10 protein-coding genes are annotated in these 12055 nt (G+C 70.4%); 5 read left to right on the forward strand and 5 right to left on the reverse strand.

Translation table 11 applies throughout. From position 1 onward, the window contains the following. The first annotated feature begins 112 nt into the window (after nucleotides 1–112). Nucleotides 113–1177, forward strand: a complete 1065-nt coding sequence (locus DVR05_RS06910) for an alkene reductase (RefSeq protein WP_116244988.1) — start codon at nucleotides 113–115, stop codon at nucleotides 1175–1177. Between the two features lie 101 nt (nucleotides 1178–1278). On the opposite strand, the gene DVR05_RS06915 is transcribed toward DVR05_RS06910, so the two are convergent. The 4 genes from DVR05_RS06915 to uraD all read right to left on the reverse strand — a co-directional run bounded on the left by DVR05_RS06915 (nucleotide 1279) and on the right by uraD (nucleotide 5021). Beyond that, nucleotides 1279–2790: a nucleobase:cation symporter-2 family protein gene (locus DVR05_RS06915; RefSeq protein ID WP_116244989.1), complete on the reverse strand. Its 1512-nt coding sequence runs from the start codon at nucleotides 2788–2790 to the stop codon at nucleotides 1279–1281. A 242-nt stretch (nucleotides 2791–3032) separates the two neighbouring features. Further along, entirely contained in the window at nucleotides 3033–3929 is an 897-nt protein-coding gene (gene pucL / locus DVR05_RS06920; RefSeq protein ID WP_116245329.1) for a factor-independent urate hydroxylase, read from the reverse strand. Between the two features lie 196 nt (nucleotides 3930–4125). Next, nucleotides 4126–4470 (reverse strand): hydroxyisourate hydrolase, encoded by a 345-nt coding sequence (gene uraH, locus DVR05_RS06925; RefSeq protein ID WP_116244990.1) that lies wholly within the window; start codon nucleotides 4468–4470, stop codon nucleotides 4126–4128. Continuing rightward, a complete protein-coding gene (gene uraD / locus DVR05_RS06930) occupies nucleotides 4467–5021 on the reverse strand; it encodes a 2-oxo-4-hydroxy-4-carboxy-5-ureidoimidazoline decarboxylase (RefSeq protein WP_116244991.1) in 555 nt (184 codons plus the stop codon). Before uraD ends, uraH begins: the two co-directional genes overlap by 4 nt. A gap of 418 nt (nucleotides 5022–5439) precedes the next feature. Here uraD and DVR05_RS06935 point away from each other — a divergent pair, with 418 nt between their 5' ends. The 4 genes from DVR05_RS06935 (at nucleotide 5440) to leuA (ending at nucleotide 11184) form a co-directional block, all read left to right on the forward strand. Continuing rightward, nucleotides 5440–6240 (forward strand): hydroxypyruvate isomerase family protein, encoded by an 801-nt coding sequence (locus DVR05_RS06935; RefSeq protein WP_116244992.1) that lies wholly within the window; start codon nucleotides 5440–5442, stop codon nucleotides 6238–6240. 141 nt (nucleotides 6241–6381) lie between these two features. Then, nucleotides 6382–7272 (forward strand): 2-hydroxy-3-oxopropionate reductase, encoded by an 891-nt coding sequence (locus tag DVR05_RS06940; protein WP_116244993.1) that lies wholly within the window; start codon nucleotides 6382–6384, stop codon nucleotides 7270–7272. Nucleotides 7273–7432: 160 nt separating this feature from the next. After that, a complete protein-coding gene (gene gcl, locus DVR05_RS06945; protein WP_116244994.1) occupies nucleotides 7433–9148 on the forward strand; it encodes a glyoxylate carboligase in 1716 nt (571 codons plus the stop codon). 335 nt (nucleotides 9149–9483) lie between these two features. Beyond that, on the forward strand, nucleotides 9484–11184 hold the full coding sequence (gene leuA, locus DVR05_RS06950; protein WP_116244995.1) for a 2-isopropylmalate synthase: 1701 nt from the start codon (nucleotides 9484–9486) through the stop codon (nucleotides 11182–11184). A gap of 77 nt (nucleotides 11185–11261) precedes the next feature. On the opposite strand, the gene DVR05_RS06955 is transcribed toward leuA, so the two are convergent. Next, the gene (locus DVR05_RS06955; RefSeq protein ID WP_232832021.1) at nucleotides 11262–12026 is read right to left on the reverse strand and encodes a CAP domain-containing protein; all 765 of its coding nucleotides are present in this window, start codon (nucleotides 12024–12026) and stop codon (nucleotides 11262–11264) included. Between the last annotated feature and the right edge of the window lie 29 nt (nucleotides 12027–12055).

Raw genomic sequence — 12055 nt, forward strand, 5'->3', positions numbered from 1 at the left:
GGCGCACGTACTGTCCGCGGACGGACAGCCGACGGCAAGGGGACGGCGAGCACCCCCTCCTACGGTGGTTCTCGTCCACGGGGCAGCGCCCCCAACACCACACGGAGAAGACATGAGCGACCTGTTCACACCCGTCACCGTCGGCCGCGACGAGCTTCCCAACCGCCTCTTCATGGCCCCGATGACCCGCGCCCGGGCGGATGGGAACGGCCTGGTCAACGACATGGTGGCCGAGTACTACGCCCAGCGCGCCTCCGCCGGCCTGATCATCACCGAGGGCGTCCAGCCGAGCGTGCGCGGCCAGGGCTACATCAACACCCCCGGCCTGCACTCCGCCGAGCAGGTCGAGGCGTGGAAGAGGGTCACCGACGCCGTGCACGCCAAGGGCGGCCACATCTACGCGCAGATCATGCACGCGGGCCGCATCGGCCACCCCAGCCTGTACCCCGACGGGGGCCTGCCCGTCGCCCCCTCCGCGATCGCCTCCGGCGAGTCCCTGTTCGACGGCTCCGGCCTGCTCCCCCACCCGGTCCCGCGCGAGATGACCTCCGCCGACATCGCCGAGGCCCAGGACGACTTCGCCTCCGCCGCCCGCAACGCGATCACCGCCGGGTTCGACGGGGTGGAGCTGCACGGGGCCAACGGCTACCTCATCCACCAGTTCCTGGCCGACGGCGCCAACCAGCGCACCGACGAGTACGGCGGCAGCGCCGCCAACCGGGCCCGCTTCGCCGCGGAGGTGGTCGAGGCCGTCGCCGCCACCATCGGCGCCGAGCGCACCGCCCTGCGCGTCTCCCCCGGGAACACCTTCAACGGCATCACCGAGACCGACTCGCTCGGCCAGCACCTGGCTCTCCTGGAGGCCATCCCGAACCAGTCCGAACTGGCCTACCTGCACGTCGCGGGGATGGGACCGCGTGAGATGGCCGAGCGCCTGCGCAAGGAGTGGGACGGCGCCTTCGTGTACAACCCCGCGTCGGGCCTGGACACCGCCGCCGCGACAGCGGCGCTGGAGGAGGGGCTGGGCGACGCGGTGGCCCTGGGCACCGCCTGGCTGGCCAACCCCGACCTGGACGCCCGGATCAGGGCGGGCGCGGCCCTCAACGAGCCCGACTCCGCCACCTCCTACGGCGGCGACCACCGCGGCTACACCGACTACCCGACTCTCGGCGCCTGACCGTCTCCCGGGGGCTGACGGGACGAACGACGGCGGCGCCCGGTCCGACCGGGCGCCGCCGCGCCGTCGGAGGGGGCGATCACCTCCGAGACCGGCGGGGGTCAGACATCACGTCCCTCGGCGGCCTCCGGCTCCTCGCCGCGGTAGGCCGCACCGGCCTGGTCGGTGTACTTGGCCTCACCGGGACCGGCGCTGCCGATCTCGGCGGTGTCGATCCCGGCCGGTGATCCCGCGACCGCCTTCCGCCCGATCACGTTGAAGCAGATGTTGAGCAGGACCGCCACCAGGGCGGCGCCGATGATGCCGGAGTGGGCGATCATCTCCACGGACTCGGGCAGGAAGGAGTAGAAGGTCGGGTAGGCCAGCGGGATGACGGCCACGCCCACCGACGTCGCGACCAGCACCAGGTTGAGGTTGTTGGTGAAGTCGACCTTGCCGAGGGTCTTGACGCCGCTGGCGGCCACGCTGCCGAAGAGCACGAGTCCGGCGCCGCCCAGAACCGGGGCGGGCAGTGCGGCCATCACGCCGCCCAGGATCGGGAACAGGCCGAGCGCCAGCAGGATGACGCCGCCCGTGGCGACGACGAACCGGCTGCGGATGCCGGTCAGCGCCAGCAGGCCGATGTTCTGGGCGAAGGAGCTGGTGGGCGTCGCGCTGAAGACCGGGCCGATGATGGAGCCGCTGACGTCGGCGCGCAGACCGGCGGAGATGCGCTTGGCGTCCACCCTGGAGCCGGTGATCTCGCCGACCGCGATGATGTGCGAGGCGCCCTCGGTCAGGACCACCAGCATGATGACGCACATGGTCAGGACGGCGGCGAGTTCGAAGCGGGGCGGACCGAAGTAGAAGACCGAGGCGGGGTTGAAGACGATGTCGGCCTCACCGACCCGGCTGAAGTCGGCCATGCCGAGGGGCACCGCCACGAGCGTGCCCGCGACCAGGCCGAGCAGGACGGACAGGCGTCCCCAGATGCCCGGCAGGACGCGGGAGCAGACGAGGATGATCGCCAGGGTGATCCCGGCGAGCGCGAGGTTGGCCGGCGGGGCCGCGGGCACCTCGGCGCCGCCCTCCACGGTTCGGGTCCCGCCGTCCATGATCCAGCGGGCGGCCACCGGCATCAGGCTCACCCCGATGACGGTGATGATCGTCCCGGTGACGATCGGTGGGAAGAAGCGGATCAACTGCCCGAAGAACGGGGTCATGATCAGGGCGAAGACCCCGGCGGCCATGGAGGCGCCGAAGGCCACGGGCAGGTTCTCACCGTTCGACCCGGCGGCCAGGGAGGTGATGGCGCTGACCGGGACGAAGGAGCAGGCGACCACGATCGGCATCTGCGCGCCGATCCGCCGGTGCCCGACGGTCTGGATGAGGGTGGCGATCCCCGCGGCCAGGAGCGCTCCGCTGACGAGGATGCCCATCGCGGCGGGCTCGTTCGCGAGTCCAGCGGCGGCGCCGATGACCAGGGCCGGTGCCACCGCACCGGCGTACATGGTGAAGATGTGCTGCAACCCGTAGACGATCTGCAACCGGAGCGGCAGCCTCTCGTCCTCGGGGCGGGTGGGGGAGGAGGCGTTCGTTGTGGCCGAGTCCTTCGCGGACGGACTGTTCGACATGGCCAGTTTCCAGCCTTTGCGATTGGTGGCCACCGGCGGGGGGTGGCCGGTCTCTCGGGCCCGTGGGCCCGGTGGTGTCCACCGGTACGGCGGTCCGTGTCCGGGCACGCCGAAGAGCGGTGTGTCAGCCGCGTGTGTGCGTGGCTAGCGAGGCGGCGGCGCCTCGGGCTGTGCTTCCCGCGGGTGCGGGGCGGGGACCGGGGCCCGGCCGGCTACGAAACGGGCCCCGGGGCTCGGGCTCCTTACACGAAGCCGGGGACGGCCCTCCAGGCGTCACCGGCGTCGGGAGCGTCGTCGCGCTCGACCGTGGCCTCGATCTTGCCGTAGGGGCGGTCGGCGGCGAAGAAGACCTCGTTGGGGTTGTCCAGGCCGAACGGCGACAGGTCCACCAGGAAGTGGTGGTTGTTCGGCATGGAGAACCTGATCTCGGCGACCTCGGGGTGCGCCTCCAGGACGGCCTTGCCCATCTCGTACAGGGTCTGCTGGAGGGCGAGGCTGTGCGTCTCGGCGAACGCCTCCAGGCAGATGGCGCGGATGGAGGAGTAGAGCTTGTCGAACTCCAGGTCGGTGCCGACGTAGCGCCAGCGGGCGGTGACGTCCGTGGCCAGGATCCGGTCGTCGGTCTCCTTGAGGGTGGTGTACTTCGTCTTCGGGTAGCCGTGGAACTCGGACCCGGTGGACTTGAGGACGGTCAGGCCCTCGAAGCCGGATACCACCCACTCCTTGTCGCCGTCCTTGTTGACCACGGTGGTGCGGGTCTCGGCGCCGCTGCGGGCGAAGGCGTGGTCGTGCGGGCCGTTCGAGGTGGCGATGCGGTCCCAGGAGTACTCCTGGACCTCCTGACGGGCGCCGTGCACGTACTCGTGCTCGTCGACGAAGTGACGCGCCAGCTTCAGCGCGAACTCCTCGATGGCGCCGACGCCGCCCCACTCCCTGGCCTTGGCGTAGACCGTGTTCTTCTGGGTGTCGGTCGGCAGGCACTTGCTGTTGTCGCCGACGGTGTGGACGGTCTCCAGGTCGCCGCGCAGCTGCGAGGTGACGTTGACGTCCTTGATCCGGTGGACCGCGGTGTCGCGGTTGACGTGGACGAGGCGGACCTCGGCCTTGCCGTACTGGTTGTCTCCGAGTCGGATACCCATCAGGGCGTACTCCATCTCATGTGTGTACATGAAGTCGTCGTTTCGCGCCGGGCGTCGCGCCCGCGCCGTGCGCACGAGGGAGGACCGCTGTGGACATGCGGAAGGACCTATCACGCACTCGAAGAGGGTCGGTGTCGTCGCTACGGGATGTGGGGCGTGTCGTGCTCCCTTCGCCGCGGATCCGGCCGGGGCCGGGTTAGGAACCCCGGTAGGTCGAGTAGGCGAACGGGCTCAGCAGGAGCGGCACGTGGTAGTGCGCGTCCTCGTCCGCGAGGTCGAACACGATGGTGACCTCGGGGTAGAAGCCCTTCTGTCCGGTGGCCGCGAAGTAGGCCGCGGTGTCGAAGACGACGCGGTAGTACCCGGCGGGCAGCTGCTCGGGCCCCAGGTCGGGCACGCGCCCGTCGTCGTTGGTGCGGCCCTCGGCGACCGTCTTCCAGGCGGTGCGCTCCGCGTCGGCGGCGGCCTCCAGACGGACCGGGACGTCGCGGGCGGGGCGGCCCAGCGACGCGTCGAGGATGTGCGTGGTCACGTGGCTCATGCTGCGTCCAGGAGTTTCTCGAGTCGGAGTCCGGCGATCTTGCGGAGTTCCTCCGCGACCACCCGCAGTTCGGTGGGCGGGTCGTTGTCGAGGCGTCCGACGAGGTCGGCCAGGAGTTCACGGCTGGACCGGCCGCTGGCGCAGACCAGGTAGATCTGGCCGAACCGGGCCTCGTACTCGCCCTGGGCGAACTCGAAGATCCGCTGCACGCGCAGTGAGGCGTCGTCGGTGTCGGCGGCGAACGCGGACTGCTCGCCACGCGACCACCGCGCCTCTGTCCCCTTGCCCCGGGCCTTCTCCCCGATGCGCGGGTGGCGGGCCAGCGCGGAGGAGACCTCGTCGCCGGTGATCTCCCGCGCGTGCTTGTCGGCGAGCTCGGTGAGGGTGCGCCGGTCGGCGTAGGGCGCCTGCCCGGCCACGGCGTCGACCCAGCGGTCGATGTCGAGGCACTGGGCGAGTTCGACGCGCAGGTCCGCCCGTGACAGGGCGTTCAGGCGCGCCAGACCCGGATCGGCGGCCCCGTCCGGCTCTCGCGCGTTGGTCTCGGGCATCTGTTCTCTCCCCGTGTCCGGTGGGTGCGGTCACTCCCGTGAGGGGTCCCTACCCGCTCACGTCACTCGGATGTTCCTCCAGAGCCACCGGCAGTTTTTCGTAGTGCAGAGGGATGTTTCCGTATGACGGATGGAGGGACTCTAACTCCAGACCGTGTGATCTTGTCAACACTGGCAAGGGGGGATTGTCGAAAAAGTCCGAGTTTCGTGCGCTCGCACGAAGTTCGGGCGATCTTCCCGGTGGGGTGCGCGGGGCGGGGGGTGGAAGGGGGTCATGTGGCGCCCTTCGGCCGGGTTCTCGGTGGTTCGGTCCGCACCCGGTGGTTGACAAGGTCACGTCGGAGCCGCACACTCGGACTATTCCTTCAAGTGAAAACTACTTTCCGCAATACGGAAAATAAGGTGACGGAGGCCAGGCATGAGCCACGCGTTGGGCTACACGGTGAACTGCTCGCTGCTGTTCACCGAGCTCCCGATCAACGAACGCCCCAGGGCCGCGCGCGACGCGGGCTTCCACGCGGTGGAGTTCTGGTGGCCGTTCGAGAGCGCGACGCCCGCGCAGGACGAGATCGACGCCTTCGTCTCCGCGATCGACGACGCCGGCGTGCGGCTGAGCGGGCTCAACTTCTTCGCCGGCGCCCTGCCCGGTCCGGACCGCGGAGTCCTGTCCCAGCCCTCCCGCAGCGCCGAGTTCAGGGCCAACATCGAGGTCGTCGCCCGCATCGCCGAGCGCACCGGCACCACCGGCTTCAACGCCCTCTACGGGCTGCGCCAGCAGGGGGTCGACCCGGCCGAGCAGGACCGCCTGGCCCTGGAGAACACGGTCGCGGCCGCGACCGCCGTGGCCAAGGTCGGCGGAACCGTCCTCGTCGAGCCGATCAGCGGCTCCGAGGACTACCCGCTCAAGACGGCCGCCGACGCCCTCGCCTTCATCGCCAGGGTGAAGGAGGCCGGGGCCGACAACGTCGCGCTCCTGGCCGACTTCTTCCACCTGGCGGTCAACGGCGACGACGTGGCCGCGGTCGTGCGCGACCACGCCGCCGAGTTCGGCCACATCCAGATCGCCGACGCGCCCGGCCGCGGCGAGCCCGGCACCGGGTCGCTGCCCCTCGACCAACTCCTCACCGACGCCGAGGCCCGCGGCTACCGCGGCCTGGTCGGCCTGGAGTACAAGCCGACCGTGCCCTCCGCGGAGAGCTTCGGCTGGCTGAAGCGCTGACCAGCGCGTCCCAGACGGGCGGTCGCCAGCCCACGGTGACCGCCGGCGGGCCGTCCGCCCCGTACGCCCTCGGGGCGGGCGGCCGCACACCCAGGACGCCTCCGACACACCCGCCAACCACAGACCACGAAAGGGGCGGACATGCCCGCCAACAGCAACATCGCCTTCATCGGACTCGGCATCATGGGTCTGCCCATGGCCACCAACCTGGTCAAGGCCGGGTACAGCGTCACCGGCTACAACCTCGACCAGGCCGCCATCGACAAGCTCGTCGCGAACGGCGGTAAGGGCGCGGCCAACATCGCCGAGGCCGTCGCCGACGCCGACGTCGTCATCACGATGGTCCCGGACTCCCCGCAGGTGGAGGAGGTCCTCACCGGCGAGGGCGGCGTCTACGACAACGCCAAGGCCGGCGCCCTGGTCATCGACATGAGCAGCATCCGCCCCGACGTCACCCAGGCCCTCGCCGAGACCGGAACCAAGCGCGGCTTCCGCGTCCTGGACGCCCCCGTCTCCGGCGGTGAGGCCGGTGCCATCGAGGCCAAGCTGTCCATCATGGTCGGCGGCACGCAGGAGGACTTCGACACCGCCAAGCCGATCTTCGACGTCCTCGGCACCACCCCGGTCCTGGTCGGCCCCAACGGCGCCGGTCAGACCGTCAAGGCCGCCAACCAGCTCATCGTCGCGGGCAACATCCAGCTCGTGGCCGAGGCCCTCGTCTTCCTGGAGGCGCACGGCGTCGACACCGAGGCGGGCCTGGAGGTCCTCGGCGGCGGGCTCGCGGGCAGCACCGTCATGGCGCGCAAGGGCGAGGCCATGCGCAAGCGCGAGTTCCAGCCGGGCTTCCGCATCGCCCTGCACGACAAGGACATGAAGATCGTGACCACCGCCGCCCGCGAGGCCGGTGTGGCGATTCCGCTGGGCTCCCAGGTGGCCCAGTTCGTCGGCGCCCTCAAGCACCAGGGCCACGGCGGACTCGACCACTCCGCGCTGCTGAAGATCGTCGAGCAGCTCTCCGGCCGCACCGAGTAACGGCCACCTGGCAATGGGCTTCCGCCGGCGGTACCGGCCTGCCGTACCCACGTCTTACGTGTGATCCGCGTGGCTGACGGCGGCCTCGGGTGTTGGCCGCACCCTGGGTCCCGCCGGCGGAATCCGTTCAACCCCCCTAGCACTGAAGGGTTCGCTTCAAATGGTACAGATGCCCGCGATGAACGCTGTCATCGAGGTCCTCAAGGACGAGGGCGTGGACACCGCCTTCGGCTGCCCCGGCGCCGCCATCCTGCCCCTCTACAAGGCGATGGAGGAGGTCGGGGGGATCGAGCACCTGACCGTCCGCCACGAGGAGGGCGCCACCCACATGGCGGACGGGTGGTCGCGCACCACCGGCAAGGTGGGTGTCGCCATCGGCACCTCCGGCCCCGCCGGCACCAACATGATCACCGGCCTGTACACGGCGATGGCGGACTCCGTCCCGATCGTCTGCATCACCGGCCAGGCCATGACCTCCCTCCTGGACAAGGAGGGCTTCCAGGCGGTCGACATCGTCGAGATCGCCAAGCCCGTCACCAAGTGGGCCGTGCAGATCAGGGAGGCGGCCACCGCCCCCTGGATCTTCCGGGAGGCCTTCCGCGTCGCCCAGGAGGGCCGTCCCGGCCCCGTCCTGGTCGACATCCCGCTGGACGTCGCCAAGCAGGTCATCGAGTACGACCCCGCCATCGACGCCCCGCTGAGGATCAACACCGTCGAGCCGCACCAGCCGCGCGTCGAGCGCGCACTGGACATGCTCCTGGCCGCGGAGCGCCCGCTGCTGCTGGCCGGCGGAGGTGTGATCCTGTCCGAGGCATCCGAGGAGCTCAGGGAACTCGCCGAGTACCTGAACGTCCCCGTCCAGGTCACGCTCATGGGCAAGGGCTCCTTCGACGAGGACAGTCCGCTGTACTCCGGGATGACCGGCGTCCAGACCTCCCAGCGCTACGGCAACGCCTCCTTCCTGGAGTCGGACCTGGTCCTGGCGGTCGGTGCGCGCTTCGGCGACCGCCACACCGGCCAGATCGACGTCTACCGGGGCGACCGCAAGTTCATCCACGTCGACATCGAGCCCACCCAGATCGGCAAGGTCTTCGAACCGGACCTGGGCGTGGTCTCCGACGCGAAGCTGTTCCTGTCCGCTCTGCTGAAGGCCGCCAAGGCCCGGGGCAAGAGGGCCGAGGTCCAGCCGTGGGTCGACCGCGTCGGCGAACTCAAGCGGACCCTGACCCGCCGCGAGGACTTCGACAGCGTGCCGATCAAGGCGCCGCGCGTCTACAAGGAGATCAACGAGGTCTTCGACGCCGACACCTACTTCGTCACCGCGATCGGCCTCTACCAGATCTGGGGCGGTCAGCACCAGAAGGCCTACAAGCCGCGCCACTACCAGATCTGCGGCCAGGCGGGCCCGCTGGGCTGGGAGATCCCGGCCGCCATCGGCGTCAAGAAGGCGCTCAAGAACACCGAGCCGGACGCCGAGGTCGTCGGCATCGTCGGCGACTACGGCTTCCAGTACATGGTGGAGGAGCTGGCCGTCGCCGCCCAGTACAACGTCCCGTACGTGATCATCATGATCAACAACGAGTACCTGGGTCTCATCCGCCAGGCCTCGATCCCGTACGAGATGAACTACCAGGTCGACATCCACTACGACGAGTTCGGCACCGACAACGTCAAGATCATGGAGGCCTACGGCTGCTCCGGCCGCCGGGTCGCCGACCCGAACGACATCCGCGAGACCCTGGAGTGGGCGCGCAAGGAGGCCAAGGCCACCTCGCGTCCGGTGCTGGTCGAGATCATGATCGAGCGCGAGGCCAACACGCCGCACGGCCCCGCCATCGACGCGGTCAAGGAGTTCGAGCCCCTGCCGGAGGCCTGAGCCATCGGCGGACGCGTTCCCCGCGGGGAATGAACGGACGGGCGTCGCGGTCGTAGTGAACGGGGTACGGCCGCGACGCCGCCATCGCCGAGCGGCGCCGCTGTTTCCCCGTGACGGAGGGACCAGGTCACGCGACACGTGTCCCAGAATGTGGACGTCGGGTACCAGTATTCCGGAACACTCTGCTAGCGTGACGATCACTATGCTGCGAGAGCTGCTTCTCCTTAGTGGCCGCGGCGGGGGTCGTTAGACGGTCGGCTCCCTCGCCGCGGGACTTCGGCTTGCCCTGGTCGGCCACTGACCTCACGCCAGCACACCCTTCGAGGAGACACCCGATGGTGCCGCAGCAGCAGCCCAGCTCCATGCCCTTCCAGCGTTACCGGCCCTTCGCGCCGGTCGACCTGCCCGACCGCACGTGGCCGTCCAGGACGATCACCGAGGCGCCCCGGTGGCTGTCCACCGACCTGCGTGACGGCAACCAGGCGCTGATCGAGCCGATGGACCCCGCGCGCAAGCGGGAGATGTTCCAGCTGCTGGTCAGGATGGGCTACAAGGAGATCGAGGTCGGCTTCCCCGCCGCCAGCCAGACCGACTTCGACTTCGTCCGGTCCCTGATCGAAGAGGACCTGATCCCCGACGACGTCCAGATCTCCGTGCTGACCCAGGCCCGCGAGGACCTGATCGAGCGCACCGTACAGAGCCTGGTCGGCGCCAGGCGCTCCACCGTCCACCTGTACAACGCCACCGCCCCGACCTTCCGCCGCGTGGTCTTCAAGGTCGACCGCGAGCAGTGCAAGAACATCGCCGTCGAGGGCACCCGGCACGTCATGCGCTTCGCCGAGCAGTACCTGGGCGAGACCGAGTACTTCGGCTACGAGTACTCACCCGAGATCTTCATCGACACCGAACTGGACTTCGCCCTGGAGGTCTGCGAGGCCGTCATGGACGTCTGGCGGCCCGGGCCGGGCCGGGAGATCATCCTGAACCTGCCCGCCACGGTCGAGCGCGCCACCCCCAACGTCTACGCCGACCAGATCGAGTGGATGAGCCGCAACCTGACCCGGCGCGAGCACGTCGTGCTGTCGGTACACCCGCACAACGACCGCGGCACCGGCGTGGCCTCCGCCGAGCTGGCCGTCATGGCCGGGGCCGACCGCGTCGAGGGCTGCCTGTTCGGGCACGGCGAGCGCACCGGCAACGTCTGCCTGGTCACCCTGGGCCTGAACCTGTTCAGCCAGGGCGTGGACCCCAGGATCGACTTCTCCGACATCGACGAGATCCGCCGCACGGTCGAGCACTGCACCCAGCTGCCGGTGGCCCCGCGCCACCCCTACGGCGGCGACCTGGTCTACACCGCCTTCTCCGGCTCCCACCAGGACGCCATCAAGAAGGGCTTCACCGCACTGGAGGCCGACGCCGCCGCGGCGGGCACCCCGGTCGACGAGTACCCGTGGGACGTGCCCTACCTGCCCATCGACCCCAAGGACGTGGGCCGCAACTACGAGGCGGTCATCCGGGTCAACAGCCAGTCCGGCAAGGGCGGCGTCTCCTACATCATGCAGCGCGACCACGCCCTGGACCTGCCGCGCCGCCTGCAGATCGAGTTCTCCCGGGTCATCCAGGAGCACACCGACGCCGAGGGCGGCGAGTTCGCCGCGGAGCGGATCTGGGAGATCTTCTCCACCACCTACCTGTCCGAGTCCGGTCCGGTCGCGGTCCTGGCCCACCGGTCCACCACCGCCGAGGACGGCACCTACCGGATCGAGGCCGACGCCCGCGTCAACGGCGAGATCCGCGAGCTGACCGGCACCGGCAACGGTCCGATCTCGGCGTTCTGCGACGCCCTGACCGACGTGGACGTCAAGGTCCGCGTCATGGACTACGTCGAGCACTCGCTGGGCGGGGACGGCGACGCGCGGGCCGCCGCCTACGTGGAGGCCGAGATCGACGGCAACGTGGTGTGGGGCGTGGGGATCCACAGCAGCATCACCACGGCCTCCCTGAAGGCCGTCTGCAGCGCCATCGGCCGCGCCTGACCCAGCCCCGCCCCCTCGCCGACACGCGGCCGGGCCGCACCCCGCGGGGTGCGGCCCGGCCGTCGGGTGCACGGCCGTCACTCCCAGCCGAAGACCTGGGTCCAGGCGTGGTTGGCCTCGCCCACGCCGATCGCGACGAGACCGCAGTTGAGGATGTTCCTGCGGTGCCCCGGGCTGTTCATCCAGTCGTCCATCACCTGCTCGGCGCTGGTCTGGCCCTTGGCGACGTTCTCCGCGCCGTACGAACGGTACCCGTGGCGCGCGGCCCGGTCAGCCGGGGTCTCCTTGTCGGGGTTCACGTGCGCCACGTAGTTCCGGGCGTCCATGTCCTCGCTGTGCTCCTGGGCCGCGGCGGTCAGCCGGTCGTCCACGCGCAGCGGCCCGCAACCGGCGTCGGTCCGCTCGGCGTTGACCAACCGGACGACCTGCTCGGTCGCGGAGTCGCTCAGGGGAGCCGGTGGAGCGCCGGACCCCTCGGCCGCACCGCCGTCCCCGCCGGCCCCCTCCTGTCGCGCCTCGTCCCCGGAGCCGCCCTGTGCGTCCGCGTCGGCCCCGTCGTCGGACCCGCCGGTCGCGGCGGGGGCCGTGGCCCGGGCGGTGGCGGTCTGTCCGGAACCGGTCCGCTCGGTCCCCTCGGGTGTTGTGGTCGGGGCCTCGAAGAAGTCGTCGTCGGTCGCCGCGTCGGGAACGGCGGAGTCGTCCGCGACGGCGCTCCCGATCCGCCCGGCGGGGGAGTGGGAGGCGTCGGCCGATTCCGACGGGTCCAGCCGATCACCCAGGTCGGTGACGAGGAGGACCCCGGCCAGGGCCAGTCCGACCGGTACCGCGGTCAAGGACGCCACCAGCGGAAGCGGACTCCGCCGTCCGCCGC

Origin of the sequence: Nocardiopsis sp. FIRDI 009 (assembly GCF_003386285.1) — a bacterium.
Classification (GTDB): domain Bacteria; phylum Actinomycetota; class Actinomycetes; order Streptosporangiales; family Streptosporangiaceae; genus Nocardiopsis.

Bases quoted from the DNA above. Each gene is read 5' to 3' on its own strand.
- DVR05_RS06910 (WP_116244988.1), top strand. From the start codon at position 113: ATGAGCGACCTGTTCACACCCGTCACCGTCGGCCGCGACGAGCTTCCC.
- DVR05_RS06915 (WP_116244989.1), bottom strand. From the start codon at position 2,790: ATGTCGAACAGTCCGTCCGCGAAGGACTCGGCCACAACGAACGCCTCC.
- pucL (WP_116245329.1), bottom strand. From the start codon at position 3,929: ATGGGTATCCGACTCGGAGACAACCAGTACGGCAAGGCCGAGGTCCGC.
- uraH (WP_116244990.1), bottom strand. From the start codon at position 4,470: ATGAGCCACGTGACCACGCACATCCTCGACGCGTCGCTGGGCCGCCCC.
- uraD (WP_116244991.1), bottom strand. From the start codon at position 5,021: ATGCCCGAGACCAACGCGCGAGAGCCGGACGGGGCCGCCGATCCGGGT.
- DVR05_RS06935 (WP_116244992.1), top strand. From the start codon at position 5,440: ATGAGCCACGCGTTGGGCTACACGGTGAACTGCTCGCTGCTGTTCACC.
- DVR05_RS06940 (WP_116244993.1), top strand. From the start codon at position 6,382: ATGCCCGCCAACAGCAACATCGCCTTCATCGGACTCGGCATCATGGGT.
- gcl (WP_116244994.1), top strand. From the start codon at position 7,433: ATGGTACAGATGCCCGCGATGAACGCTGTCATCGAGGTCCTCAAGGAC.
- leuA (WP_116244995.1), top strand. From the start codon at position 9,484: ATGGTGCCGCAGCAGCAGCCCAGCTCCATGCCCTTCCAGCGTTACCGG.